Origin of the sequence: Microbacterium sp. JAI119 (assembly GCF_013410135.1) — a bacterium.
Lineage (GTDB): Bacteria > Actinomycetota > Actinomycetes > Actinomycetales > Microbacteriaceae > Microbacterium > Microbacterium oxydans.
This window is the reverse complement of record NZ_JACCCK010000005.1, coordinates 136386-161424: the sequence shown is the minus strand read 5'-3', so window position 1 is coordinate 161424 and position 25039 is coordinate 136386. Positions and strand designations below refer to the sequence as shown.

The window sequence follows — 25039 nt, the reverse complement described above, 5'->3', positions numbered from 1 at the left end:
CCATCCTACGGCTGATTCTTGGACGGGGTCGATCTGCGCCGGCGACCCGTCACCGTGACGCTCGGTAGACTGTTCGGCACACCCCACACTCAGGCACGCTCACACAGTGCCGCATACATCGCTCGAGGAGACCTCCATGCCTGCTTCCGAAACGGCGCAGAACCCCATTCCCGACAAGCCAGCACTCGAAGGTCTCGAAGCGAAGTGGGACGCCGCCTGGGCTGAGCAGGGCACGTACCTGTTCGACCGTCTGCGCGCCGCCGAGCTCGGCCGTGAGGGCGTCTACTCGATCGACACCCCGCCGCCGACCGCCTCCGGCAGCCTCCACATCGGCCACGTGTTCTCCTACACGCACACCGACGTCAAGGCGCGGTACGAGCGCATGCGCGGCAAGACCGTGTTCTACCCGATGGGCTGGGATGACAACGGCCTGCCCACCGAGCGCCGCGTGCAGAACTACTACGGCGTGCGCTGCGACCCGTCTCTCCCCTACGACGCCGACTTCACCCCTCCCTTCGAGGGCGGCGACAACAAGTCGAGCCGGGCTGCCGACCAGCGGCCGATCAGCCGCCGCAACTTCATCGAGCTGTGCGAGCGCCTCACGATCGAGGACGAGAAGCAGTTCGAGGCCCTGTTCCGTCAGCTCGGGTTGAGCGTCGATTGGACGCAGACCTACCGCACCATCTCCGACGACACGATCCGGCAGAGCCAGCTCGCGTTCCTCCGCAACATCGAGCGCGGCGAGGCATACCAGGCCCTCGCGCCGACGCTGTGGGACATCGACTTCCGCTCCGCGATCGCGCAGGCCGAGCTCGAGGACCGCGACCAGCAGGCCGCGTACCACACGATCGAGTTCCCCTTCGCTGACGGCTCCGGCTCCATCGCGATCGACACCACGCGCCCGGAGCTCCTCCCGGCGTGCATCGCGATCGTGACCCACCCCGAGGGGCCGCACAAGCACCTCATCGGCACCAAGGTGCGCACGCCGTACTTCGGCGCCGAGATCGAGATCCACGGCCACCACCTCGCCCAGCCCGACAAGGGCACCGGTGCGGCGATGGTCTGCACCTTCGGCGATGTGACCGACATCATCTGGTGGCGCGAGCTGCGCACCACCGCCGGCGAGTCCCTGCCGAACATGACGGCGATCGGTCTCGACGGCCGCTTCCTCGCCGAGGCGCCGTCGATCGTCACAGACCCCGACGCGCGTTCCTGGTACGTGGAGAACGTGGCGGGCAAGACCGTCTTCAGCGCCCGCAAGGCGATCGTGGAGAAGCTGCAGGAGACCGGCGACATGACCGCCGTCGGCAAGCCCTTCCAGCACGCCGTGAAGTTCTTCGAGAAGGGCGACCGCCCGCTCGAGATCGTCTCGACCCGGCAGTGGTACATCCGCAACGGCGCCCGCGACGGCGAGCTGCGCGACCAGCTCCTCGCGCACGGAACCGAGCTGGCGTGGCACCCCGACTTCATGCGGGTCCGCTACGAGAACTGGGTCGGCGGCCTCACCGGCGACTGGCTCGTGTCCCGGCAGCGGTTCTTCGGCGTGCCGATCCCGCTCTGGTACGCGTTGGACGAGAACGGCGAGCGCGACTACGACCGGGTGCTCACCCCGGATGCGGCCGCGCTGCCCATCGACCCGACCACGGATGTCCCGGCGGGCTACACCGAGCAGCAGCGCGGGGTGCCGGGCGGGTTCGATGCCGAGGCCGACATCCTCGACACCTGGGCGACGTCCTCCCTGACCCCGCAGCTCGCGGGCGGCTGGCAGCGCGACGAGGAGCTGTGGCAGCTCACTGCTCCGTTCGATCTGCGCCCGCAGGGACAGGACATCATCCGCACCTGGCTCTTCTCGACCATGCTGCGCTCCACGCTCGAAGACGGCCGCACCCCATGGAAGAACGCCGCCATCTCCGGCTTCATCGTCGACCCCGACCGCAAGAAGATGTCGAAGTCGAAGGGCAACGTCGTCACCCCGGCCGACGTGCTCGACACCCACGGCTCTGACGCGGTGCGGTACTGGGCGGCCTCGAGCCGACTCGGCATGGACGCGGCCTTCGACCCGCAGAACCCGACCCAGGTGAAGATCGGCAGGCGTCTCGCCATCAAGGTGCTCAACGCCGCGAAGTTCGTGCTGTCGTTCCCGGTGCCCGCGGGCGCGCAGGTGACGCACGCGCTCGACGCCTCGATGCTCACGGCGCTCGACGAGGTGGTGGCCGAGGCGACCGCCGCCTTCGACCGGTACGACGCGGCCAGGGCGCTGGAGTTGACCGAGGCGTTCTTCTGGACGTTCTGCGACGACTACCTGGAGCTCGTGAAGGAGCGCGCCTACAACCAGAACGACGTGGGCCAGGCCTCGGCCGCCCTCGCGCTGCGTCTGGCGCTGTCCACGCTTCTCCGCCTGCTCGCGCCGGTGCTCTCCTTCGCCACGGAGGAGGCCTGGTCGTGGTTCGAGGCGGGCTCCGTGCACACCGCAGCGTGGCCCGAGAAGCTCGGCATCGAGGGCGACCCGGCCGTGCTGGCCGCCGCGAGCGAGGCGCTCATCGGCATCCGGCGCGCGAAGACCGAGGCGAAGGCGTCGCAGAAGACCCCGGTCTCCCGTGCCGCCATCGCCGCTCCCGCAGCGAAGGTCGAGGCCCTGCGCGCCGCGGCGGACGACCTCCGCGCGGTCGGCCGCATCGCCGAGCTCGAGATCACCGAGGCGGAGGAGTTCGCGGTCACCGCGATCGAGCTCGCCCCGATCGAGGCCTCCTGATGCAGCTCGGCACGCGCTGGGCCGCGGGTGCACAGCCGCCCGCCTCCGTCCCCGAAGCGCTGCGTCCCGCCATCGCCGAGGTCGAGTCCCAGGGCCTCACCGGCCACTGGACCCTCACCTGGCTGGAAGGGCGTGCGATCGCCGAGCTCGACGCCGGCTGGGAGGTACTCCAGACCGCGTCCGGTGAGGTCGTCGCCCGCCCGTTCGCCGACTGAACCGCACCCCGCCATCGGGACGAGACCCCCTGACACCCGTGCGGATATCAGGGGGTCTCGTCGCGCGGCCCCGGGCCACGGCGTCAGCGGCGGGTCACTCCCCGTTGCGCGAGGGCATGGTCGACGGCACGGGGGTCCTGCCGGCGGGTCTGTTGTTCGCGCAGCAGATCGAGCGAGAGCTCACGCCGCTCCGCGCGATGTGAGATCCGATTCTCGACGTACGCCGTCAGCCGATCGGCCAGTCGGAGCAGCCGACGCTCGGTTCGCGTCGGTGCGACGAGATGGAGAGTTGCCGCGGTCATGATGCCTCCTCGTTGTCGACGGCGGGCGAGGTCGTGCGCGGGGTCGGCAGATCGAAGAGCTCGGCGCGGAGCGAAACCCGCCGCACGTCCGGCCCCTCCTGGCCCCGGTACCGCTCGATGGCGCTCTCGACGATGGCTTCGAGTTCCTCGCGGAGCGACATCGCCTGCTCCGGTGTCATGTCGAGGTGCGTGGTGATCGTGATCCCGACGTCTCGCCACGTTTCGGGGACCTCGGCCTGCGGTCGGTTCAGGTAGCTCATGAGGGTCTCGTGGCGGACGCGGAAGAACTCCGAGGTGACGATCTGCGCCGCGGCGCGGTTCGCCGGCGAGGTCATCTCATCGTGGCCGGGCACGTCGATGCGCCCCTTGGGCCGTTCCCACCATCGCTCCCTCGCCGTGCCTCGCCCCTCCACCTCTCGGATCAGGTCGTGAGCTGCAAGCGCACGCAGGTGATAGCTGGTGGATCCCGATGTCTCTCCCACGAGGGCCGCAAGGGAGCTGGCGGTCTGCGGACCTCGCGCCGCGAGGATGTCGAAGATCTTGACCCGCAGTGGGTGTGCCAGCGCCTTGAGCGCGCTGGCGTCGAGCGTCCTGACCTGCGTCTCGTTCGTCATGAATGCAAAGATACCCTTGCAAAGGGTTCTTTGCAAGCTTTTCTTTGCATGTGTGCAGTCGATTGCGTCGCGCGCGGCGACGAAGGCGCCGACGCAATACTCGATCTGCTCCGCCGTGTGCGCCGCCGACAGCTGCACGCGGATCCGTGCCAGGCCGCGCGGCACGACCGGGAAGCTGAACGCGGTCACGTAGATGCCACGCGCCTGCATCTCCTGAGCGATCCGCGCCGTCTTCGCCGCGTCCCCGAACATGACGGGGACGATGGGGTGTTCGCCCGGAAGCAGATCGAAGCCCTCCGCCGTCATGCGCTCGCGGAACAGCGACGCGTTCGCACGCAGCCGCGCCCGAAGGTCCGCGGACCCTTGGACGAGATCGAGGGCGGTCAGCGTGCCGGCGACGATCGCGGGGGCGAGAGTGTTCGAGAACAGGTAGGGACGAGAACGCTGGCGCAGCAGAGCCACGATCTCGGCGTGCGAGGCGACGTACCCGCCCGATGCGCCCCCGAGCGCCTTGCCGAAGGTTCCGGTGTAGATGTCGACACGATCGGCTACTCCGCAGAGCTCCGGTGTGCCACGACCGTTCTCGCCGACGAAACCGACCGCATGGGAATCGTCGACGAAGACGAGAGCGTCGTAACGGTCGGCGAGATCGCAGATTTCGGCGAGGGGCGCGATGTAGCCGTCCATCGAGAACACGCCGTCCGTCACGATCACACGGAATCGGGCGTCCGTTGCCGCCTGCAGCTGCGCCTCGAGATCGGCCATGTCCCGGTTGCGGTAACGAAGCCGCCTCGCCTTCGAGAGTCGGATGCCGTCGATGATCGAGGCGTGGTTCAGCTCATCGGAGATGATGGCGTCCTCGGGTCCGAAGAGTGTCTCGAACACTCCCCCGTTCGCGTCGAAGCACGACGAGTACAGGATGGCCTCGTCCGTGCCGAGGAAGTCGGCGAGGCGGCGCTCCAACTCGAGGTGCTGCTCCTGCGTGCCGCAGATGAAGCGCACACTCGCGAGGCCGTAGCCCCACTCCTCCAGGGCCGTCGTCGCGGCCGAGAGGATGCGCGGATCGTCGGCGAGACCGAGGTAGTTGTTCGCGCAGAAGTTCAGCACGTCAGCGCCGTCAGCGGTGATCTCGGCGTTCTGCGGCCCGCGGATACCGCGCTCGCGCTTGGTCAGGCCGGCCTCCTCGATCGCCGCCAGCTCGTCCGACACATGCTTCTGAAAGGTCCCGTACATCACAACTCCGTCCAGTCGAGGATGATCTTGCCCGTTCCCGCCGATTCGGCGGCGGCGAATCCGCGTTCCCATTCACGAGCGGGGACGACTTCGGCGATCACTCGGCCGATGGCATCTCGCAGGGGCGCACTGGTCTGCAGCATCGCCCCCATGGCGTTCCACGTCTCGAACATCTCGCGTCCGTAGATCCCCTTGATCGTGAGCATGTGGGTGACGAGCTTGCCCCAGTCGATCCCGAACCCGGCACTCGGCAGACCCAGCATCGCGATACGCCCACCGTGGTTCATGTTGTCGATCATGGCGGGGAGGGCCGATGGCGCACCGCTCATCTCGAATCCGATGTCGAAACCCTCGCGCATTCCGAGCGCCTGCTGCGCCTCCCTGATATCGCGGACCGAGACGTCGACGACTTCGTCGGCGCCCATCCGACGAGCCATCTCCAGACGCGGTGCGCTGACATCCGTCGCGGTGATGAACCGCGCCCCGGCGTGCCTGGCGACGGCGATGGCCATGAGCCCGATCGGGCCGCAGCCGGTGACGAGCACGTCTTCTCCGACGAGCGGGTACGTGAGCGCCGTGTGGACCGCGTTGCCGAGCGGATCGAAGATCGCGCCGAGCTCGGGAGTCACCTCGGCGTGGTGCACCCACACGTTCGCCGCAGGAAGCGCGAGGTACTCCGCGAACGCACCGTCCCGCTGCAGACCGAGACCGATCGTCCGGATGCACATCTGCCGGCGCCCTGCCCGGCAGTTGCGACACGTCCCGCAGACGATGTGGCCTTCACCGGAGACGCGATCACCCACGGAGATGTCGTGCACGCCGGGTCCGACCTCCACCACTTCGCCGTAGAACTCGTGACCGGGGATCAGCGGGGCGGCGATCGCCGACGCCGCCCAGTCATCCCAGCGGAGGATGTGCAGATCGGTTCCGCAGATGCCGGTGCGCAGCACCCGGATGACGACCTCGTCGGCGCCGGCCTTCGGTTCGGGACGCTCGACCAGCTCGAGCCCCGCGCCAGGCGCGCCTTTGAACAGTGCTCTCATGCGGACAGTGCCTTCATGATCTCGATCACATCGCATCCACGGTTGTAGATCAATCGGCATCGTCTGCACCGTCCATGTAGCCGCCGCTAAACTGTTCTCGTGGAACTCCATCAGTTGCAGATCCTGAGAGAGCTTGGCGCCCTCGGCAGTGTGACCGCCGTGGCCGACGCGCTCCGAGTCACTCCATCTGCCGTCTCCCAGCAGCTCGCAACCCTGCAGCGTGGTGTGCCGACACCGCTGACCCGCAGAGTCGGGCGCACGCTCGCCCTCACACCCGCCGGCGAAGTACTGGCGACTGCCGGCGCCGAGGCGATCGACGCCATGGCGGCGGCACGACACGCCCTGGACGACTTCGAGGGTTCTGCGACGGGAGTCGTGAGCATCAGCGGGTTCCACAGCGTCGGGCAGGCGCTGTTCGGAGCACTCGTGCGGGAGCTGTCGTCCGCAGCGAACGCGCCATCGGTGCAGCTCACGGACGAGGATGTCGCGCAGACGGATTTCCCTGCGCTCACAGCACGCTACGACCTCGTGCTCGCGCACCGCATGGAGCATTCCGAACCGTGGCCCGCGCAGGGTGTGCGCAGCCTCACCCTGATCCGCGAGCCCCTGGACGTGGCGGTAGCGGCCTCACATCCGCTCGCCGGTCGTGCCAGCCTCACACCGGCCGAGGTCGCAGGAGAGCGATGGGTCACCAGTCGCATCGGCTACTCCCCCGACGACGTGCTCCGTGCCGTATCGGCGGTGGCCCATCGGCCCGTCGACATCCAACACCGCATCAACGATTACGGCGCGGTGTCGGCCGTCGTGGCCGCCGGAGGGGTGATCGGGATGCTACCGCGCTTCACCTCGCGCAGCGTCGACGACCGCGACCTCGTGCGCGTCCCTCTCGAAGGTGTGAGCACGCACCGGATGATCGACGTGCTCGCGCGGCCCGAGACACTTCGTCGTCGATCGGTCCGCGTGGTCGTGGAAGCCCTTCGCGGCGTGATGACGCGCCTGAGCGAGAGCGGGTCCTGAGCACGCCCGGCGCGGTGGATAGGCTCGGAGGATGACCGACGCCACCAATCCGCTGCTGCAGCCGTCGACGCTTCCCTACGGGCTCCCCGACTACGCCGCGATTCGGCCGGAGCACTATCTCCCCGCTTTCCAGGCGGGTTTCGAGGAGCAGCTCCGCGAGATCGAGCGCATCACCGTGGTGCGCTCGATGCCCACGTTCGAGAACACCCTTGAGGCGCTGGAGCGATCCGGCGAGCTGCTGGATCGTGTCGCGCACACCTTCTACACGGTGAGTTCGGCCGATGCGACGCCCGAGATCCAGGAGATCGACGAGCAGCTCGCGCCGCTCATGGCAGCGCATGAGGATGCGATCACGCTCGACAGCCGGCTCTACTGGCGTGTGCAGCAGGTGTACGAGCAGCTCGACGCGCTGAACCTCGATCCGGAGCAGCGGTACCTCGTGGAGCGCCGTCATCGTGAGATGACCTTGGCCGGTGCGGGCCTCGACGACGAAGCGAAGGCGCGGCTGACCGCCATGAACCAGAAGCTGTCGACCCTGACCAACACGTTCGAGCGCAACCTGCTGAACGACACCAACGACCTGGCCGTGGTGTTCGACACGGCCGACGAGCTCGACGGATTGAGCGCGGGAGAGCTCTCCGCTGCCGCACGTGCCGCCACGGACAGGGACTTGGACGGAAAGCTCCTGATCACCCTCCCGCTCTTCACAGGCCACCCTGCTCTGGCGCAGTTGCGCCCGCGGGAATCGAGACGTCGCATCATGGCGGCCTCGCTCGCACGCGGGTCTCGCGACAACGCGAACGACAACCGTCCGGTCCTTCTCGCGATCGTGCGTCTGCGGGCGGAGCGTGCACAGTTGCTCGGCTACGACTCGCACGCTGCCGCCGTGACCGCGGATGAGACGGCAGGAAGCCCGGAGGCGGTCGAGCGGATGCTCCGACGCCTCGCCGGACCATCCGCGCGCAACGCCCTGGCCGAACGCGCAGCTCTGCAGACGATCGTCGACGAGACCGAGCAGATCCCGTTCCCGGTCGAGGCGCACGACTGGGCCTTTTACACCGAGCGGGTGCGCACTGCACGATACGACATCGACTCCAGCGCGCTTCGGCCCTGGTTCGAAGCGGAGCGCGTGCTCCAGGATGGCGTCTTCTTCGCGGCGACGCAGCTCTACGGCGTCACGTTCTCCGAGCGCGATGACCTCGCCGCGTATCACCCCGGCGCGCGCGTCTTCGAGGTGCGCGACGCCGACGGCTCGCCGGTCGGTCTCTACGTGCTCGATCTGTACACGCGCGATTCCAAGCGCGGCGGCGCGTGGATGAATGCGATCGTCAGCCAGTCGCGACTCCGCGGCACCGCTCCGGTCGTGGTCAACAACCTGAACGTGCCGCTTCCCGGAGAAGGGGAGCCGACGCTCCTGACGCTCGACGAGGTGACCACGCTGTTCCACGAGTTCGGACACGCTCTGCACGGCCTCTTCGCGACTGTCACCTACCCACACTTCGCGGGGACGAACGTGTTCCGCGACTTCGTCGAGTTCCCGAGCCAGGTGAACGAGATGTGGATCCTGTGGCCGGAGGTCCTCGAGAACTACGCGCGTCACCACGAGACCGGCGCTCCACTCGATCCCTCGATCGTCGAGCGCCTGCGAGCGACCGAGACGTTCGATCAGGGGCACGCGACCAGCGAGTATCTGGCTGCCGCATGGTTGGACCAGGCCTGGCATCGTCTCGGCACGGATGCCGAGGTCGACGACGTCGCCGCTTTCGAGGCCGCCGCTCTGGCGGACATCGGTCTGAAAGACCCGACCGTGCCGACGCGGTACTCATCCACCTACTTCGCCCACGTGTTCGCCGGCGGCTACAGCGCGGGGTACTACTCGTACATCTGGAGCGAGGTGCTCGACGCCGACACGGTCGACTGGTTCCGAGAGAACGGTGGTCTCACCCGGGCGAACGGCGACAGATTCCTCGCACGACTCCTCGGCGTGGGAGGTTCCAAGGATCCTCTCGAGGCATACCGCGACTTCCGGGGCCGCGATGCGGATATCGATCCGCTCCTGAAGAGGCGTGGACTGGGCGACTGAGGCGTGAGACGCTGAGCGCATGAACGCCTTTCGCGACGCCCCGTTCGGTCCTGCGGACCGCCTCGACCTCGAGTCCGTCCCCCTCGCCGTCATCCGCCACGAGGGCATCCGCCTCGCCGATCTCCCGGAGGCGTTCGACGCCGGCTACTCGGCGATCGCGCTCACCTTCGCCGGAGGCGTGCTCGTCCCGACCGGCCCGGCACTCGCGGTGTATCACGGCGATCCGATGGGCGTCTTCGACCTGGAACTCGGCTTCCCCGTGCAGACGGCACCGGCGAACCCCATCCCCACCGCGAGCGGCCGCGTCATCGTCGCTTCGACACTGCCCTCAGGACCCGCGGTCGCGACCACGCTGTTCGGCTCCTATGAGGAACTGGGTGGCGCATGGGCCGCCCTCGTCGAGCGCGCGTCGGCGCAGGGGCTTCGTCCCGGGGGGATCTGGATCGAGATCTACGTGTCCGACCCGAGCGCTCCGGCACCAGAACTGCGTACGGACCTGATCATGCCGATCGGCTGACGAAACCCGTCACGCGCAGAGCCTCGTTCGGAGTCACCGTCCGAGCTGGTCCCTGGCTTTGTACCAGGTGAGCTGGTGGTAGCTCTGCGGGAGGAGGTCGCCGAGTCCATCGAGCGACAGCACATGTACGCCGATCGACTCGCTGTCGTCGAGAGACTGCTCCGCGACGCGCGCACACCCGCGCGCGAGGAAATGATGCACCCGGTTCGTGTGGTTGCCGAAGTTCGCCCAGGTCGATCCGAGATCGATGAGATCGTCGGCGGCATACCCGGTCTCCTCGAGCAGCTCACGGCGCGCCGCAGCCTCCGGCGACTCACCAGGCTCTACTCCCCGGCCGATGGTGCCGACGGCCACGACGCCTGCACCGTGCCGATACTCTTCGACGACGATGGCGTCGTCGTTCCGGTCGAGGGCGAGGACGGAGATCCAGTCCCCGTACTCCAGCACGTAGTACGGGGCGATCGACACACCGCTGCCATTCACGCACACGTCGGCGTGGAGGCGGATCCACCGGTCGGCGACGAGCGTCTCGCGCGCCACCGTCTTCCAGGGAGCCGGCTCCGCACTCATGCGCTCTTGCGCTTGCGCTCCATCACGATGGTGGGCGGTGCGCCTTCGTCGACGGCAGCGCGGGTCACGATGACCTTCGCCACGTCCTCGGCGGAGGGGATCTCGAACATGATGGGCCCGAGCACGTCTTCCAGGATCGCCCGAAGACCGCGAGCACCGGTCTTGCGCTCGACGGCGAGGTCGGCGATGGAGCGCAGTGCCTCTTCTTCGAACTCGAGCTGCACGCCGTCGATCTCGAACATCCGCTGATACTGCTTCACCAGCGCGTTGCGCGGGCCCGTCAGGATGTCGATCAGCGCATCCTGGTCGAGCGGTGACACGTTGGTCACGACCGGCAGACGCCCGATGAACTCGGGGATCAGCCCGAACTTGTGCAGGTCTTCCGGAAGCACCTCGCTGAACAGGTCGAGGTCCTTGCCCTTGTCGTGCAGCGGAGCACCGAAGCCGATTCCATGCTTGCCGACGCGGGCCGACACGATGTCTTCGAGACCCGCGAAGGCTCCGGCGACGATGAACAGCACGTTGGACGTGTCGATCTGCAGGAACTCCTGGTGCGGGTGCTTGCGACCACCCTGGGGCGGCACCGAGGCTACCGTGCCCTCGATGATCTTCAGGAGCGCCTGCTGGACGCCCTCGCCCGAGACGTCGCGCGTGATGGAGGGGTTCTCCGCCTTGCGGGCGATCTTGTCGACCTCGTCGATGTAGATGATGCCCTGCTCGGCGCGCTTGACGTCGTAGTCGGCGGCCTGGATGAGCTTGAGGAGGATGTTCTCGACGTCTTCGCCGACATAGCCGGCCTCGGTCAGAGCGGTGGCATCGGCAACGGCGAACGGGACGTTCAGCCGCTTCGCGAGCGTCTGTGCGAGGTACGTCTTCCCACAGCCGGTCGGGCCGATGAGCAGGATGTTGCTCTTGGCGATCTCGACCTCTTCGGCCTTCTGCTCAGCGGTCTGAAGAGTGCCGTGGGCGCGAACGCGCTTGTAGTGGTTGTAGACGGCGACGGAAAGAGCGCGCTTGGCCGGCTCCTGGCCGACGACGTACTCCTCAAGGAAGGAGAAGATCTCACGCGGCTTGGGAAGCTCGAACTCGGCGACCCCGTCGGCAGACGACTCGGCCATGCGCTCTTCGATGATCTCGTTGCACAGTTCGACGCACTCGTCGCAGATGTACACACCGGGGCCGGCGATGAGCTGCTGCACCTGCTTCTGGCTCTTTCCACAGAAAGAGCATTTGAACAGGTCAGCGCTTTCACCGATGCGGGCCATGCGCGTCCTCCTAGGGGGGATCAGAGATCGTCCTTCGAGCCTAACCGCTGCTTACGACACCGGGCCGCATTGAGGGCACTCGACATCGCGCCCATTGGACGGCGAAGGGATCGACAGCCGTCTGGCGCCTTCTCCGGGCGATGGCTGCCGACCCTTTCACGAGATCGACTGTTCGGTCAGACCATGCTCTTCGTGTGCCAGACGGTCTTCACCTCGGTGAAGGCGCCGATCCGTTCCGGCGAGGCGACGACCTCACCGGGGGTAAGCACACGCTTGAGCGTCTCCGCTGCGGCGATCTGCATGTCCACCCAATCCAAGGCGCCGGCACCCGCGAGGTCGAGGGCGTTCACGTCCTGGTGGGATGCCAGCCATGGAGCCATCTCCGCCGGCGAACCCGTCAGCACGTTGACGACGCCACCGGGGACATCGCTGGTGACGAGGACCTCGGCGAGGCTGATGGCCGAGAGCGGGTGCTGCTCACTCGCGATGACGACCACGGTGTTCCCGGCGACCAGCGCGGGAGCCACGACCGACACCAGGCCGAGCAGCGCCGAGTCCTGCGGTGCGATGATCGCGACGACGCCCGTCGGCTCCGGCACGGAGATGTTGAAGTACGGCCCGGAGACGGGGTTCGCGTTGCCCGCCACCTGGGCGTACTTGTCGCACCAGCCGGCGTACCAGACCCAGAGATCGATCGCCTCATCGACCTGCGCGGCCGCAGCGGCGGACGACACGCCCTCCTGCGCCGAGATCTCGTCGATGAACTGCGCACGGCGACCCTCGAGCACCTCTGCGACGCGGTACAACACCTGACCGCGGTTGTAGGCGGTCGCCCCCGACCAGCCCTTCACCGCCGCGCGAGCGGCGACGACGGCGTCACGGGCATCCTTGCGAGAGCCCTTCGCGGCGTTCGCGAGGAAGGCCCCCTTGGAGGAGAGCACCTCGTACGTGCGGCCGGACTCGCTCCGCGGGAACGCTCCGCCGATCGCGAGCTTGTAGGTCTTCGGCACGGTCAGTCGCTTGCTCATGCTGCGGCTCCCTTGAGGTAGGCGGTGAGCCCCTGACGGCCGCCCTCGCGACCGTATCCGGACTCCTTGTAGCCGCCGAACGGGCTCGACGGGTCGAAGCGGTTGAAGGTGTTCGCCCAGATGACACCGGCACGCAGGCGATCGGCCACCGCGAGGATGCGCGATCCCTTGTCGGACCAGATCCCGGCCGAGAGGCCGTACGGCGTGTTGTTCGCCTTCGCGATCGCCTCGGCCGGTGTGCGGAAGGTGAGCACCGAGAGCACAGGCCCGAAGACCTCGTCGCGGGCGATGCGGTGCGAGGCCTCGACGCCGGTGAAGATCGTCGGCGCGAACCAGAAGCCCTGGTCCGGGATCGCGCAGTCCGCCGTCCAGCGCTCTGCGCCCTCGGCCTCGCCGATGTCGCTCAGCTCACGGATGCGGGCGAGCTGCGCTGCGGAGTTGATCGCGCCGATGTCGGTGTTCTTGTCGAGAGGGTCGCCGAGGCGGAGGGTCGACAGGCGCGACTTGAGCCGATCGACGACCTCGTCGTGGATCGACTCCTGCACGAGCAGTCGGCTTCCGGCGCAGCAGACGTGGCCCTGGTTGAAGAAGATGCCGTTCACGATGCCTTCGACCGCCTGATCGATGGGGGCGTCGTCGAACACGATGTTCGCGGCCTTGCCGCCCAGTTCGAGCGTCAGCTTCTTCGGAGTGCCGGCGACAGCCCGGGCGATGTCCCGTCCGACACCGGTCGAACCGGTGAAGGCCACCTTGTCGACGTCGGGGTGACGCACGAGCGCAGAGCCAGTCGCTCCGGCACCCGTCACGATGTTGACGACACCGGCCGGAAGGTCGGCCTGCTGCAGGATCTCGGCGAAGATCAGCGCTGTGAGGGGCGTCGTCTCGGCCGGCTTGAGCACCACCGTGTTGCCGGCGGCGAGAGCGGGAGCGATCTTCCACGCCAGCATCAGCAGCGGGAAGTTCCACGGGATGATCTGACCCGCGACGCCGAGAGCCCGCGGGTTCGCGCCGAGTCCTGCGTGATCGAGCTTGTCGGCCCAGCCCGCGTAGTAGAAGAACCAGGAGGCGACGAGCGGCACGTCCACGTCGCGGCTCTCCTTGATCGGCTTGCCGTTGTCGAGGCTCTCGGCGACAGCGAGCTCACGGGCACGCTCCTGCACGAGGCGGGCGATGCGGAAGAGGTACTTACCTCGGTCGCGACCGCTCATCTTCGACCAGGTCTTCTCGTAGGCGCGACGCGCGGCGGCGACCGCACGGTCGACGTCCTCATCACTCGCCGAAGCGATCTCGGCGATGTGCTTCTCCGTCGCCGGTGAGATGGTGTTGAACGGCGTGCCGGAGCCGTCGACGAACTCGCCGTCGATGAACAGCCCGTAGCTGTCCTTGAGGTTCAGGACCGCGGTGGACTCCGGTGCGGGAGCGTATTCCAGAAATGACATGTTCGTCTTCCCGTCAGTCGATCGTGACGTAGTCGGGGCCCGAGTAGTGGCCGGAGCTGAGCTTCTGACGCTGCAGGAGCACGTCGTTGAGGAGGCTGGAGGCGCCGAAGCGGAAGAGGTGCGGCTGGAGCCACTCCTCGCCGACAGTCTCGGCGACGGTGACGAGATACTTCACCGCATCCTTCGACGAGCGGATGCCACCGGCCGGCTTCACACCGATCTTCTCTCCGGTGCCGCGGTACCAGTCGCGCACGGTCTCCAGCATGAGGAGCGTCGTCGGGAGGGTGGCTGCGGGCTGCACCTTGCCGGTCGAGGTCTTGATGAAGTCCCCTCCCCCCAGGATGCCCAGCCACGAGGCGCGCTTGATGTTGTCGTAGGTGTTCAGCTCGCCGGTCTCCAGGATCACCTTGAGCGAGGCGTACGAACCGTCCTCACGACGGCAGGCCTCCTTGACCTGGGCGATCTGGTCGAAGACCAGGCCGTACCGGCCGGACAGGAACGCTCCACGATCGATCACCATGTCGATCTCATCGGCGCCCGCAGCCACCGCCTCGGCGGTGTCGGCGAGCTTGATCGCAAGCGAGGAGCGTCCGCTGGGGAATGCCGTGGCGACGGCCGCGACGGAGATCAGGCCGTCATCGGGGTCACCGTGCATCCCGCCGAGCGCGGTCACCGCGTCGCCGACCATGTCACCGTACACGCAGACCGCTGCGACCCGCGGGGTCGAAGGATCCGCGGCGTCCGGATTCTTCGCCTTGGCCACGAGAGAGCGCACCTTTCCGGGAGTGTCAGCTCCCTCGAGCGTCGTGAGGTCGATCAGCTTGATGATCGTGTCGAGCGCCCACGCCTTCGAGGTGGTCTTGATCGACCGGGTGCCGAGCCCGGCAGCGCGCTGCTCCAGACCGACGGCATCCACGCCGGGAAGTCCGTGCAGGAATCGCCGGAGCGTGGCGTCGTCGGGCTCGCCGCCCAGAACGTCCACCGCCGCCCTGCGACTGAGTTCTTTGGTCGTCACTGTTCCTCCAACAATGCTCGTGCTGTGGTCTCATCGGTCACCAGAACGCCGCACAGGCCGCTGGTGACCACGGTGCGTGCGATGTCGTGCTTGGCGGGGCCCGCCGTCACGAAGATCGTACGAGCGGCTCCGCGCAGACGGTCGAGAGAGACTCCGACGGTCCGTGCATCGAGCTGCGAGTCGACGATGTTGCCCTCCGCGTCGACGTAGCGCCCGAGGACGTCGCCGACGGCGCCGCGTCGTGCGAGCTCTTCGACATCCTCCGCACTGAGGTAGCCGTTCTCGACATGGGCGGACGAGGCATCGCAGGGTCCGGCGGTGAACAGGAAAGCCTGGGCCTCGGCTGCCTCTTCGAGGACGGCGGCGACGGTGCGGTCGGACTCGATCGCCTGCTTCGTCTCCACGCGCTCGAGGATGGCCGGGCTCGGCAGCAGGGAGACCTGCCCCGAAGCGCGCTGGGCGATCGTGACGGCGAGGCCTGCTGCGCCTCCGGAGCGTCGGTTCAGGCTCACTCCCCCGTTGAGCTGCACCACGGTCACGCCGTTCGCCCAGCCGTCCGGAAGCGCCTCGGCCACGGCACGGAGTGTACGGCCCCAGCTCACCCCGAGGGTGCGGGGAACGGGGCGCAGCGCGGTCAGGAAGTCGGCTGCGGCCTGAGCGACGCGTTCGAGGGTGCCGTCATCGCCTTCCGGAGCCGGCACGACCACGGCATCGGTGAGGCCGAAGCGTTCGACGAGAAGCCGCTCCAGGCCGAGTCGGCGGGCGCGCGGGTGCACGATCTCGATGCGGACGATGCCGCGTTCGCGGGCCTGGGTCAGCAGACGGCCGACCTTCCAGCGCGAGATCTTGAGGAGTCCGCCGATCTCGTCCTGGGTCTTGTCCTCGTCGTAGTACAGCTCGGCGACGCGGACCATGAGCAGATCTTCTTCCACGGCTTCCTCCTTCCTCCTCCAGAGTAGGCCCTCGTCAGCGTTCGCGCACCACAGTGCTCATATGCGCACTTTGTCATCGGGTCGTGCACATCCGCCGGGCACGACGAAGGGCGCCCGCCGGATGACGGACGCCCTTCGATCGATCGGGTCAGACGCGCTTGCGCGTCGTGAGCACCTGGTCGACGATGCCGTACTCCAGCGCCTGTGCGGCGGAGAGGATGTTGTCACGATCGATGTCGCGGTTCACCTGCTCCGGGGTGCGGTTGGTATGTCCCGCGAGCGTCTCCTCCAGCCAGGTGCGCATGCGGAGGATCTCCGCGGCCTGGATCTCGATGTCGGACGCCTGGCCGTGGCCGGCCTCCCCCATCGCGGGCTGGTGGATGAGCACGCGGGCGTTCGGGAGCGCGAGACGCTTGCCCGGCGCACCGGCAGCGAGCAGCACGGCCGCAGCCGAAGCCGCCTGGCCGAGCACCACGGTCTGGATCTGCGGCGCGACGTACTGCATCGTGTCGTAGATCGCCGTCATCGCGGTGAACGAGCCACCAGGCGAGTTGATGTACATCGTGATGTCGCGCTCGGCGTCCTGGCTCTCCAGAACGAGGAGCTGTGCCATCACGTCGTCGGCCGAGGCGTCGTCGACCTGCACGCCGAGGAAGATCACGCGGTCTTCGAACAGCTTGTTGTACGGGTCCTGGCGCTTGAAGCCGTAGGCGGTGCGCTCTTCGAACTGCGGCAGCACGTAGCGGCTGGAAGGCAGGTCACCGGCTGAGCGGAAGGTGGGTGTGTACATGAGCGTCCTTTCGCTTTCCGTTACTCGGTGTCCTGGTCGGTTCCGCCGCCGCCGATGACGTCGGAGGCCGATTCGCGGATGTGATCGACGAAGCCGTACTCAAGCGCTTCCTCAGCCGTGAACCAGCGGTCGCGGTCACCATCGGCGTTGATCTGCTCGACCGACTTGCCGGTCTGGGCAGCGGTGATCTCGGCGAGGCGGTTCTTCATCGACATGATGAGCTGCGCCTGCGTCTGGATGTCGCTCGACGTTCCGCCGAACCCGCCGTGGGGCTGGTGCAGCAGCACGCGTGCGTTGGGCGTGATGTACCGCTTGCCCTTGGTGCCGGCGGTCAACAGCAGCTGCCCCATGGAGGCGGCCATTCCGATGCCGACCGTGACGATGTCGTTCGGCACGAACTGCATCGTGTCGTAGATCGCCATGCCCGCGGTGATCGATCCGCCGGGCGAATTCACGTAGAGGTAGATGTCTCGCTCGGAGTCTTCTGCGGCGAGGAGAAGGATCTTCGCGCAGATCTCGTTCGCGTTCTCGTCGCGCACCTCCGACCCCAGCCAGATGATGCGGTCCTTCAGCAACCGGTCGAAGACGCTCGTTGCGAGGAGGGGTTCTGCAGCCATGTCAGCTCCTGATTCCGTGTTTCAGTGATTCGAATCTACCGGCGACAACGCAGCGCCCAGGCCGTGTTCGCCGTCGGCATATCAGGTGTCGGCGTCCGCGATCTCGTGGGCATAGGCCGTCATCGAACGGTGGTAGCGCGGCAGATGCGGGACGAGGGCGAGCAGTGCCACGGAGAGACCCTCCGCCGGGCGCCCGGCGCTGGCCAGGATGAGGGCATGCACGCAGGCGACGGCGTCGCGATAGGGGCCGTCGGGCGCGAGCTCCTCCTCGGCACGGATCACGGCGAGTGCTTCGTCGTACTCGCCGAGATTCCGGAGCGAACTGGCCATCTGGATCACGCACTGCGGACGATGCTCACCATCCAACCCCAGAGCCAGCGCGCGTCGATACAGGGCGACAGCCTCCGCCGGCCGGCCAGCGGAATCCCGTGCACCGCCGCGCTCGAACTCCGCGCGAGCGTCGTCAGGGCCGCGCTCAGCGGCGAGGGCGTCGATGCGGCTGATCGTGTCGTCACCCACCGCTTCGCCCGTCGCGTCGTCCCACACCTCGTCGATGCGCTCATCCCACGTCTTCATCGCTGCCCTCTCCTCGGATGGAAAAGAGGGCGGATGCCGCAGCACCCGCCCTCTTCACTGGATCGTTTTCGATCACTCAGCCTTGTTGGCCGCCTTCTTGGCCGGTGCCTTCTTGGCAGCAGGCTTCTCGGCCGGAGCCTTCTCAGCGGCGGGCTTCTCGGCGTCGTCGGCCTCGGCGGCCTTCTTGGCCGGAGCCTTCTTGGCGGCGGGCTTCTTGGCAGGAGCCTTCTTCGCCGGCTTCTCCTCGGCTTCCGCGGAGTCCGCGTCCGCAGACTCGGCCTCGTCGTCGGTGACGATGAAGTCGGACAGATCGACGGGCTTGCCGTTGCTGTCGACGACCTTCACCTTGCCGAGCGCGATCGCGAGCGCCTTGTTCCGGGCAACCTCGCCGACGAGCGCCGGGAGCTGGTTCGAGGACTGCAGCGCCTCGACGAACTCCTGCGGGGCCATGCCGTACTGGGCAGCCGACTGGATGAGGTACTGCGAGAGCTCCTCCTGCGAGACCTGCACGTCGGCCTGCTCGGCGATCGTGTCGAGAAGAACCTGCGTGCGGAACTGCTTCTCGCTGGCCTCGGTGACCTCGGCGCGGTGCACGTCGTCCTCGAGACGGCCTTCGCCCTCGAGGTGGTTGTGCACCTCGTCCTCGATGAGCTGCGGCGGAACCGGGATCTCGATCTGCTCGAGCAGCACCTCGACGAGCTTGTCGCGTGCGGCGGAGCCCTGCGTGAACACGCCCTGCTGAGCGACGCGCTCTGCCACGCTCTCACGGAGCTCGGCGATCGTGTCGAACTCGCTCGCGATCTGCGCGAAGTCGTCGTCGGCCTCGGGAAGCTCGCGCTCCTTGACCGCCTTGACCGTCACGGAGACCTCGGCCTCGGACCCGGCGTGGTCGCCACCGACGAGAGCGGAGCGGAACGTGGTGTCCTCACCCGCGGTGAGCGACTCGATCGCGTCGTCGATGCCCTCGAGCAGCTCGCCCGAGCCGATCTCGTAGGAGACGCCCTCGGCGCGGTCGATCTCGGCGCCGTCGATCGTGGCGACGAGGTCGAGCTCGACGAAGTCACCCTTCGCGGCAGGCCGGTCGACCGGCACGAGCGTGCCGAAGCGGGCGCGCATGTTGTCGAGCTCGGCGTCGAGCGCAGCGTCATCGGCCTCGACAGCGTCGACGGTCACGGTGATGCCGTCGTAAGAGGGCAGCTCGATGTCGGGACGGACGTCGACCTCGATGTCCACGAGCAGGTCACCCGAGAAGTCCTTCTCGTTCGGCCACTGCGTGATGTCGGCCGCCGGGCGCCCCACGACGCGCAGCTTGTGCTCGTTGGTCGCCTCGCGGAAGAACTTGTCCAGGCCTTCGTTCACGGCGTGCTCGATGACCGCGCCGCGACCGATGCGCTGGTCGATGATCGGTGCCGGGACCTTGCCCTTGCGGAAGCCGGGGATCTGGACGTCCTGAGCGATGTGCTCGTACGCGTGAGCGATGCTGGGCTTGAGGTCGTCCGGGGTGACCGTGATGGTGAGCTTGACCCGGGTCGGGGTCAGCTTCTCGACGGTGCTGTTCGCCATGCTGGTGTGTTCTCCTTGTGATTTCCGCTTCGAATCGCGGCTGTAAGGTCCGTGGGGGCCGTGTCGGGGCGACAGGAGTTGAACCTGCGACCTCCCGCTCCCAAAGCGGGCGCTCTACCAAACTGAGCTACGCCCCGGGGAATCCGCATGCGGATTCAGCCCCACCGAGTCTAACGGACAGGAGCATGCGTCAGAGTCCGGTATAGTCGATGAGTCGGTAACCGAACCTTTCGAGGCTCGGATTCCGGGGCTGTAGCTTAGTGGTAAAGCCTTAGTCTTCCAAACTAATGATGCGGGTTCGATTCCCGTCAGCCCCTCCACTCGAGAGGGCCCCCGCCATACGGCGGGGGCCTTCCGCATTTCCGGTCGCCTCGTCGAATACGCTGACAGCATCGCTGCACGCAGGCTCCGACCGGAAGGCATCATCGAATGGGTCAGTCGCCCCGCGACGGCGGGCATCAGCTTCCCGTCGTCTTCTCTTCCGGGGCCTCGTCCTCCACGCCGACACGGTCGCGTCGGAGGAGACGGCCGGGGCTCGTCATCGGCCTGCTCGGCGGCGCCGCGCTGATCGCGGCCTTGGCCATCGTCCAGGTGAGCGCGAACCTCGGTTACGACGATGCGGCGTCCCGTTACGAGAGCGCAGCTCAGACGACATCGACCGCGAAGACGCAGCTCCGCGCCGACATCGCTGAACTGCGAACCGTCACCGACGCAGCGGGCCAGGTGGTTGCAGGGGGCGATCAGCCGATCTCCGTGCCCGACGAACTGCACGCGAGCTTGGCCTCTGCCGTCGAGGAGGGCACCGCTACCGCGTCAGACGCGGACGGCGTGGTCTCCGTGGCGATCGCTCCGCTGAGCGAGAAGCCCGACTGGTTCTGGGAACTGTTCGGTGCCACCTCGGAGCTCGAACAGCGACGTGACGAAGTGGAGGACCTGTCCGTCGACGTCGCCGGCGCGGCCGGCGACGTCTCGTCGGCGCACACGGCGATGACGGAGAGCGGCCTCGCGGTGATCACGACGGCCGGAGCGGCTGCGCCTGGATTCGAAGCGGCACATCTGTCGGCCCGCAACGACGCGGTGATCGCGCTACGCGACGCCGCCGCCGATGCCACTGCCGCGACGACGCTCGACGAAGGCACCGCAGCCGCCTACCTCGCCCTGCAGACCGCGGCGGCGCAGGTCGTCGCCACCGAGAGCGAAGAACTGGCGGAGAAGGCAGGCCCGCTCCTGAACTCCCGGCTCGAGATCGAAGCGTTCGCCCGCTCCCTCGCGCCCGGCGTGCTCCTGGACTTCGACTGGGCGCCGGTCGTCAGCGGCGCCGGTTACAACGGCAGCATGGGCGGCTACACGACCTGGTGGTGGGGCGAGTCGGGGCGGGCGACCATCGCGTTCTCGAACTCGGTCGCCGAGCAGTGGCCGGCCGTTCGCAGCAAGGCACTGATCGCGCACGAGGTGGGGCACGCGATCAGCGTGAGGTGCCAGAGCATGTACGACTCCTCCACGCAGGACAGCATCGAGAAGTGGGCGACGGCGTGGGCCATCAGCATGGGCTACACCGATGATGCGAACGGCGTCTGGGCGTATGGGTACCCGCCGCAGAGCTACATCGATGCGGCGGCGGGCTGCCGCTGACCGCCGCCTGATACGGAAGAAGCCGCCGCGATCGCTCGCGACGGCTTCTTCGATGTCAGCCTCGAGGTCACTGCCCCCGACGCTCGCGCAGCTGCGTGAGCGCGTCGTCGAGCAGCTGGACGGCTTCCTCGTCCGTACGGCGTTCCTTCACGTAAGCGAGGTGCGTCTTGTACGGCTCCGCCTTCGCGAGCGCAGGAGGATTCTCCTTGTCGCGACCGGCGGGGAGCCCGGACTGCGGGTGGTCGATCGTCTCCGGGATCTCCTCTTCGGGGAGACCAGCGGCGAAGTAGCGGACGGTCTCGTTGCCGAGACCATCCCAGTAGGAGACCGCGATGCGGTCGGCGTGATAGCCGTGGTCCTGCTCCCCCATGGGGCCGGAGCCCACGCGGGTGCCACGGATCGCGTTTCCACCGGTAGCCATCAGATGACCTCGAATTTCGTGATGAGGCCCAGCGCGACGATGGAGACGAACCATGTCAGAGCCAGGACGACGGTGAAGCGGTTGAGGTTCCGCTCCGCAAGCCCGGACGAGCCGACCGCAGAGGTCATGCCCCCGCCGAACATGTCGGAGAGGCCGCCACCGCGGCCCTTGTGCAGGAGGATGAGGAGGGTCAGCAGAACGCTGGTGATGCCCAGCACGACCTGCAGGACGAACTCGAGAATTGCCACGAGAAAGAGCCTTTCGCTGGGGCCGGAGCGCCCCCGTAACGGTCAAGTATACGGTGCGGCGGGGCCGAAGCCCCGCCGCACTCACACGCCGACGTGCTTCTCGAAGCGGATGATCGCGGCGAACTCGTCCACGACGAGGCTCGCCCCGCCGACGAGTGCGCCGTCGACATCGGGCTCGCGCATGAAGCTGGCGATGTTTCCCGACTTCACGGAACCTCCATAGAGGATCCGCGTGCGCGCTGCCGCCTCGTCGCCGAGCACCTTCGCGATGACGGCGCGCAGAGCGGCGCAGACGTCTTGCGCCTGCTGAGGCGTCGCCGCCTGACCGGAGCCGATCGCCCACACGGGCTCGTACGCCACGACGATGTCCGCCTTCGGCGAGACCCCCTCGAGCGCTGCCTCGAGCTGCGACACCGGAACCGCGCTGGCACCGAACTTCTCGAGGTCGCCGGCCGTCTCGCCCACGCAGATGACCGGTACCAGGCCGTGCTTGAGCGCTGCCTTGACCTTGGCGGCCACGACATCGTCACCTTCGGAGTGGTACTCACGACGCTCGGAGTGGCCGATGATCACGTACTTCGCATCGAGCTTCGCCAGGAACGCTCCCGACACCTCGCCGGTGTACGCGCCCGAGTCATGTGCCGACACATCCTGCGCTCCGAGCGCGAACGGGATCTTGTCCGCGTCGATGAGGGTCTGCACGCTGCGGATGTCGGTGAACGGCGGGAACACCGCGACCTCGACGGATCCGTCCTCGTGCTTCGCATCCTTCAACGTCCAGTGCAGCTTCTGCACGAACGCGACCGCCTGCAGGTGGTCCAGGTTCATCTTCCAGTTTCCCGCGATCAGCGGGGTACGAGAGTTCACACCCATCCGAGGACCTCCAGCCCAGGTAGTTTCTTGCCCTCGAGGAACTCGAGGCTCGCGCCGCCACCGGTCGAGATGTGACCGAACTGGTCGTCGCTGAAGCCGAGCTGGCGCACGGCTGCAGCGGAGTCTCCCCCGCCGACGACGCTGAGGCCGTCGACCTCGGTGAGCGCTTGCGCGACGGTCTTGGTGCCCGCTGCGAAGGCAGGGAACTCGAACACGCCCATGGGGCCGTTCCAGAACACGGTCTTCGACCCGCGGATGACCTCGGCGAAGCGTGCCGCCGTCTCCGGACCGATGTCGAGCCCGATGCCGGAGGCACCGAACGGCGTCGACTCGATCGCGTCGGCTGCGGCGACCTCGTGCGCGGCGTCGGCGCCGAAGGACGCGGCCACCACGACGTCGGTGGGGAGCACGAGCTCCACGCCGCGCTCAGCCGCTTCCGCGATGTACCCGCGCACCGTGTCGAGCTGATCCTCTTCCAGAAGGCTCGAGGCGACGGCGTGCCCCTGGGCCTTGAGGAAGGTGAAGAGCATTCCGCCACCCACCAGGATCTTGTCCACGCGCGGGAGCAGGTGCGAGATGACGCCGAGCTTGTCGCTGACCTTCGAGCCGCCGAGCACGACCGCATAGGGGCGCTCGGGGTTCTCGGTCAGGCGGTCCAGCACGTCGAGTTCCGCGGCGATCAGCAGACCGGCCGCCGACGGGAGCAGCTCGGCGAGCTCGTAGACGCTGGCCTGCTTGCGGTGCACGACGCCGAACCCGTCGGAGACGAACACGTCCCCGAGTTCTGCGAGCTCGGCCGCGAAGGCAGCACGCTCGGCGGCGTCCTTCGAGGTCTCCCCCGGGTTGAACCGCAGGTTCTCGATCACGACGACCCCGCCGTCCTCGAGCGATGCCACGGCCTCCTTGGCGGATTCGCCGACCGTGTCGCGCGCGAACGCGACCGGGGCGCCGAGCAGCTCGGAGAGCCGCTGAGCCACCGGCCCGAGGCTGTACTGCGGGTCGGGCGCACCGTCGGGTCGGCCGAGGTGCGAGCACACCACAACACGGGCGCCCGCGTTGATGAGTGCATTGAGGGTCGGCAACGAGGCGCGGACACGGCCATCGTCCGTGATGATCCCATCCCGCAGGGGGACGTTGAGATCACAACGGACGATGACGCGCTTGCCCTCGAGCGACCCCAGGGTGTCCAGGGTGCGCAGAGTCATGTGTCTGAGCTTAGAGGCGCTCGGCCACGTACTCGGTCAGGTCGACGAGACGGTTGGAGTAGCCCCACTCGTTGTCGTACCAGCTGGACACCTTGATCAGGTTGCCGCTCACGTTGGTGAGCGTCGAGTCGAAGATCGACGAGTGCGGGTTGTGCACGATGTCGCTCGAGACGATCGGGTCCTCGTTGTACTGGAGGTAGCCCGCGAGACGGCCCTCGGCAGCAGCCTTCTTGTAGGCCTCGTTGACCTCGTCGACCGTCAGGTTCTCACGGTCGGTGATGAGGGTGAGGTCGACGATCGAGCCGGTGGGAACCGGAACACGGTACGACGAACCGCTCAGCTTGCCCTGGAGCTCAGGGAGCACCTCGCCGATGGCCTTGGCCGCACCGGTCGAGGCCGGGGTGATGTTGATCGCAGCGGCACGGGCACGACGGAGGTCGCTGTGCGGGCCGTCCTGCAGGTTCTGGTCTGCGGTGTACGCGTGCGCGGTCATCATGAAACCGCGGTCGATGCCGAACGCGTCGTTGAAGACCTGAGCCAGCGGCGCGAGGCAGTTCGTGGTGCAGGACGCGTTGGAGATGATGTGGTCGGTCTCCGGGTTGTACGTGTCCTCGTTCACGCCCATGACGAACGTGCCGTCGACGCCCGTACCGGGAGCCGAGATGAGGACCTTGTTCGCGCCGGCCTCGATGTGCTTCTTGGCGAGCTCGGCCTTGGTGAAGAAGCCGGTCGACTCGATCACGATGTCGACGCCCAGCTCGCCCCACGGGAGGCCTGCGGGGTCGCGCTCGGCGAACGCCTTGATGGTCTTGCCGTTGACGGTGATGCTCTCGTCGTCGTAGCTGATCTCGGCGTCGAGGACGCCGCCCACCGAGTCGTACTTCAGCAGGTGCGCCAGGGTCTTGTTGTCGGTGAGGTCGTTGACGGCGACGATCTCAAGGTCTGCTCCCTGCGCGAGAGCCGCGCGGAAGTAGTTGCGTCCGATGCGGCCGAAGCCGTTGATACCGATCTTGACAGACACTCAGGTCTCCCTGTTTCTCGTGCATCGCACGCGGCTTTCCAGCGAGCGTGAGGTGCGGGGTTTTTTGG

Annotated in this window: 24 protein-coding genes, 2 tRNA genes and 1 pseudogene; 7 read left to right on the top strand and 20 right to left on the bottom strand. The window is 67.5% G+C overall.

Annotated elements, in window-relative coordinates; all coding sequences use genetic code 11:
- The first annotated feature begins 136 nt into the window (after positions 1 to 136).
- Entirely contained in the window at positions 137 to 2752 is a 2616-nt protein-coding gene (gene valS / locus HDC31_RS17990) for a valine--tRNA ligase (RefSeq protein WP_179516389.1), read from the top strand.
- Positions 2752 to 2967 (top strand): hypothetical protein, encoded by a 216-nt coding sequence (locus HDC31_RS17985; protein WP_046749254.1) that lies wholly within the window; start codon positions 2752 to 2754, stop codon positions 2965 to 2967. Before valS ends, HDC31_RS17985 begins: the two co-directional genes overlap by 1 nt.
- An 83-nt stretch (positions 2968 to 3050) precedes the next feature.
- Here HDC31_RS17985 and HDC31_RS17980 read toward each other — a convergent pair whose 3' ends face one another.
- From HDC31_RS17980 to tdh, 4 genes and pseudogenes are all read right to left on the bottom strand, one after another.
- Complete coding sequence (locus tag HDC31_RS17980) at positions 3051 to 3269, bottom strand: hypothetical protein (protein ID WP_058632262.1); 219 nt, start codon at positions 3267 to 3269, stop codon at positions 3051 to 3053.
- A complete protein-coding gene (locus HDC31_RS20040) occupies positions 3266 to 3883 on the bottom strand; it encodes a transcriptional regulator (protein ID WP_113680964.1) in 618 nt (205 codons plus the stop codon). Before HDC31_RS20040 ends, HDC31_RS17980 begins: the two co-directional genes overlap by 4 nt.
- A 60-nt stretch (positions 3884 to 3943) precedes the next feature.
- Positions 3944 to 5116 (bottom strand): annotated as a pseudogene (locus HDC31_RS20035) (glycine C-acetyltransferase); the annotation flags it as partial.
- On the bottom strand, positions 5116 to 6159 hold the full coding sequence (gene tdh / locus HDC31_RS17970) for an L-threonine 3-dehydrogenase (protein WP_046749258.1): 1044 nt from the start codon (positions 6157 to 6159) through the stop codon (positions 5116 to 5118). The pseudogene HDC31_RS20035 and the gene tdh, both read right to left, overlap by 1 nt.
- A 99-nt stretch (positions 6160 to 6258) precedes the next feature.
- On the opposite strand from tdh, the gene HDC31_RS17965 reads away from it, so the two are divergent.
- Genes HDC31_RS17965 through HDC31_RS17955 form a run of 3 tightly spaced genes read left to right on the top strand, consistent with a single transcriptional unit; the run spans position 6259 to position 9776 of the window.
- On the top strand, positions 6259 to 7176 hold the full coding sequence (locus HDC31_RS17965) for a LysR family transcriptional regulator (protein ID WP_061016388.1): 918 nt from the start codon (positions 6259 to 6261) through the stop codon (positions 7174 to 7176).
- A gap of 31 nt (positions 7177 to 7207) precedes the next feature.
- Positions 7208 to 9259 (top strand): M3 family metallopeptidase, encoded by a 2052-nt coding sequence (locus tag HDC31_RS17960; RefSeq protein ID WP_113680965.1) that lies wholly within the window; start codon positions 7208 to 7210, stop codon positions 9257 to 9259.
- 19 nt (positions 9260 to 9278) lie between these two features.
- A complete protein-coding gene (locus HDC31_RS17955; protein ID WP_058632258.1) occupies positions 9279 to 9776 on the top strand; it encodes a GyrI-like domain-containing protein in 498 nt (165 codons plus the stop codon).
- Positions 9777 to 9809: 33 nt separating this feature from the next.
- Here the strand turns inward: HDC31_RS17955 and HDC31_RS17950 are convergent, their stop codons facing one another.
- The 11 genes from HDC31_RS17950 to HDC31_RS17900 all read right to left on the bottom strand — a co-directional run bounded on the left by HDC31_RS17950 (position 9810) and on the right by HDC31_RS17900 (position 19708).
- The gene (locus HDC31_RS17950; RefSeq protein ID WP_113680966.1) at positions 9810 to 10346 is read right to left on the bottom strand and encodes an NUDIX hydrolase; all 537 of its coding nucleotides are present in this window, start codon (positions 10344 to 10346) and stop codon (positions 9810 to 9812) included.
- Entirely contained in the window at positions 10343 to 11611 is a 1269-nt protein-coding gene (gene clpX, locus HDC31_RS17945) for an ATP-dependent Clp protease ATP-binding subunit ClpX (protein ID WP_046749262.1), read from the bottom strand. The genes HDC31_RS17950 and clpX overlap by 4 nt, the downstream gene beginning before the upstream one ends.
- Before the next feature lie 176 nt (positions 11612 to 11787).
- Positions 11788 to 12639 (bottom strand): aldehyde dehydrogenase family protein, encoded by an 852-nt coding sequence (locus HDC31_RS17940; RefSeq protein WP_046749263.1) that lies wholly within the window; start codon positions 12637 to 12639, stop codon positions 11788 to 11790.
- Positions 12636 to 14078, bottom strand: coding sequence for an aldehyde dehydrogenase family protein (locus HDC31_RS17935; RefSeq protein WP_113680967.1), 1443 nt, complete (start codon positions 14076 to 14078; stop codon positions 12636 to 12638). The genes HDC31_RS17940 and HDC31_RS17935 overlap by 4 nt, the downstream gene beginning before the upstream one ends.
- A 13-nt stretch (positions 14079 to 14091) precedes the next feature.
- Complete coding sequence (gene deoC / locus HDC31_RS17930) at positions 14092 to 15093, bottom strand: deoxyribose-phosphate aldolase (protein ID WP_113680968.1); 1002 nt, start codon at positions 15091 to 15093, stop codon at positions 14092 to 14094.
- Complete coding sequence (locus HDC31_RS17925) at positions 15090 to 16025, bottom strand: sugar-binding transcriptional regulator (protein WP_258546353.1); 936 nt, start codon at positions 16023 to 16025, stop codon at positions 15090 to 15092. The genes deoC and HDC31_RS17925 overlap by 4 nt, the downstream gene beginning before the upstream one ends.
- A 148-nt stretch (positions 16026 to 16173) precedes the next feature.
- A complete protein-coding gene (locus HDC31_RS17920) occupies positions 16174 to 16815 on the bottom strand; it encodes an ATP-dependent Clp protease proteolytic subunit (RefSeq protein ID WP_046749265.1) in 642 nt (213 codons plus the stop codon).
- A 20-nt stretch (positions 16816 to 16835) separates the two neighbouring features.
- The gene (locus HDC31_RS17915; RefSeq protein ID WP_017830295.1) at positions 16836 to 17432 is read right to left on the bottom strand and encodes an ATP-dependent Clp protease proteolytic subunit; all 597 of its coding nucleotides are present in this window, start codon (positions 17430 to 17432) and stop codon (positions 16836 to 16838) included.
- An 81-nt stretch (positions 17433 to 17513) separates the two neighbouring features.
- On the bottom strand, positions 17514 to 18008 hold the full coding sequence (locus HDC31_RS17910; protein WP_058632255.1) for a tetratricopeptide repeat protein: 495 nt from the start codon (positions 18006 to 18008) through the stop codon (positions 17514 to 17516).
- 72 nt (positions 18009 to 18080) lie between these two features.
- Positions 18081 to 19571 (bottom strand): trigger factor, encoded by a 1491-nt coding sequence (tig, locus tag HDC31_RS17905; RefSeq protein ID WP_113680969.1) that lies wholly within the window; start codon positions 19569 to 19571, stop codon positions 18081 to 18083.
- A 63-nt stretch (positions 19572 to 19634) separates the two neighbouring features.
- A tRNA-Pro gene (locus HDC31_RS17900) sits at positions 19635 to 19708 on the bottom strand.
- A gap of 109 nt (positions 19709 to 19817) precedes the next feature.
- Here HDC31_RS17900 and HDC31_RS17895 point away from each other — a divergent pair.
- Both HDC31_RS17895 and HDC31_RS17890 read left to right on the top strand, forming a co-directional pair.
- Positions 19818 to 19891: transfer RNA gene (locus tag HDC31_RS17895), tRNA-Gly, on the top strand.
- A gap of 109 nt (positions 19892 to 20000) precedes the next feature.
- Positions 20001 to 21203, top strand: coding sequence for a hypothetical protein (locus HDC31_RS17890; RefSeq protein ID WP_113680970.1), 1203 nt, complete (start codon positions 20001 to 20003; stop codon positions 21201 to 21203).
- A gap of 67 nt (positions 21204 to 21270) precedes the next feature.
- Here HDC31_RS17890 and HDC31_RS17885 read toward each other — a convergent pair whose 3' ends face one another.
- The 5 genes from HDC31_RS17885 to gap all read right to left on the bottom strand — a co-directional run bounded on the left by HDC31_RS17885 (position 21271) and on the right by gap (position 24971).
- Positions 21271 to 21624, bottom strand: coding sequence for an RNA polymerase-binding protein RbpA (locus tag HDC31_RS17885; RefSeq protein WP_017830291.1), 354 nt, complete (start codon positions 21622 to 21624; stop codon positions 21271 to 21273).
- A complete protein-coding gene (gene secG / locus HDC31_RS17880; protein ID WP_017202783.1) occupies positions 21624 to 21872 on the bottom strand; it encodes a preprotein translocase subunit SecG in 249 nt (82 codons plus the stop codon). Before secG ends, HDC31_RS17885 begins: the two co-directional genes overlap by 1 nt.
- An 81-nt stretch (positions 21873 to 21953) precedes the next feature.
- A complete protein-coding gene (tpiA, locus tag HDC31_RS17875) occupies positions 21954 to 22745 on the bottom strand; it encodes a triose-phosphate isomerase (RefSeq protein WP_046749268.1) in 792 nt (263 codons plus the stop codon).
- Entirely contained in the window at positions 22736 to 23950 is a 1215-nt protein-coding gene (locus tag HDC31_RS17870) for a phosphoglycerate kinase (protein WP_113680972.1), read from the bottom strand. Before HDC31_RS17870 ends, tpiA begins: the two co-directional genes overlap by 10 nt.
- A gap of 10 nt (positions 23951 to 23960) precedes the next feature.
- Entirely contained in the window at positions 23961 to 24971 is a 1011-nt protein-coding gene (gene gap / locus HDC31_RS17865; protein WP_113680973.1) for a type I glyceraldehyde-3-phosphate dehydrogenase, read from the bottom strand.
- Positions 24972 to 25039 lie beyond the last annotated feature (68 nt).

Bases quoted from the DNA above. Each gene is read 5' to 3' on its own strand.
- valS (WP_179516389.1), top strand. From the start codon at position 137: ATGCCTGCTTCCGAAACGGCGCAGAACCCCATTCCCGACAAGCCAGCA.
- HDC31_RS17985 (WP_046749254.1), top strand. From the start codon at position 2,752: ATGCAGCTCGGCACGCGCTGGGCCGCGGGTGCACAGCCGCCCGCCTCC.
- HDC31_RS17980 (WP_058632262.1), bottom strand. From the start codon at position 3,269: ATGACCGCGGCAACTCTCCATCTCGTCGCACCGACGCGAACCGAGCGT.
- HDC31_RS20040 (WP_113680964.1), bottom strand. From the start codon at position 3,883: ATGACGAACGAGACGCAGGTCAGGACGCTCGACGCCAGCGCGCTCAAG.
- tdh (WP_046749258.1), bottom strand. From the start codon at position 6,159: ATGAGAGCACTGTTCAAAGGCGCGCCTGGCGCGGGGCTCGAGCTGGTC.
- HDC31_RS17960 (WP_113680965.1), top strand. From the start codon at position 7,208: ATGACCGACGCCACCAATCCGCTGCTGCAGCCGTCGACGCTTCCCTAC.
- HDC31_RS17955 (WP_058632258.1), top strand. From the start codon at position 9,279: ATGAACGCCTTTCGCGACGCCCCGTTCGGTCCTGCGGACCGCCTCGAC.
- HDC31_RS17950 (WP_113680966.1), bottom strand. From the start codon at position 10,346: ATGAGTGCGGAGCCGGCTCCCTGGAAGACGGTGGCGCGCGAGACGCTC.
- clpX (WP_046749262.1), bottom strand. From the start codon at position 11,611: ATGGCCCGCATCGGTGAAAGCGCTGACCTGTTCAAATGCTCTTTCTGT.
- HDC31_RS17940 (WP_046749263.1), bottom strand. From the start codon at position 12,639: ATGAGCAAGCGACTGACCGTGCCGAAGACCTACAAGCTCGCGATCGGC.
- HDC31_RS17935 (WP_113680967.1), bottom strand. From the start codon at position 14,078: ATGTCATTTCTGGAATACGCTCCCGCACCGGAGTCCACCGCGGTCCTG.
- HDC31_RS17920 (WP_046749265.1), bottom strand. From the start codon at position 16,815: ATGTACACACCCACCTTCCGCTCAGCCGGTGACCTGCCTTCCAGCCGC.
- HDC31_RS17915 (WP_017830295.1), bottom strand. From the start codon at position 17,432: ATGGCTGCAGAACCCCTCCTCGCAACGAGCGTCTTCGACCGGTTGCTG.
- HDC31_RS17910 (WP_058632255.1), bottom strand. From the start codon at position 18,008: ATGAAGACGTGGGATGAGCGCATCGACGAGGTGTGGGACGACGCGACG.
- tig (WP_113680969.1), bottom strand. From the start codon at position 19,571: ATGGCGAACAGCACCGTCGAGAAGCTGACCCCGACCCGGGTCAAGCTC.
- HDC31_RS17890 (WP_113680970.1), top strand. From the start codon at position 20,001: ATGGGTCAGTCGCCCCGCGACGGCGGGCATCAGCTTCCCGTCGTCTTC.
- HDC31_RS17885 (WP_017830291.1), bottom strand. From the start codon at position 21,624: ATGGCTACCGGTGGAAACGCGATCCGTGGCACCCGCGTGGGCTCCGGC.
- tpiA (WP_046749268.1), bottom strand. From the start codon at position 22,745: ATGGGTGTGAACTCTCGTACCCCGCTGATCGCGGGAAACTGGAAGATG.
- HDC31_RS17870 (WP_113680972.1), bottom strand. From the start codon at position 23,950: ATGACTCTGCGCACCCTGGACACCCTGGGGTCGCTCGAGGGCAAGCGC.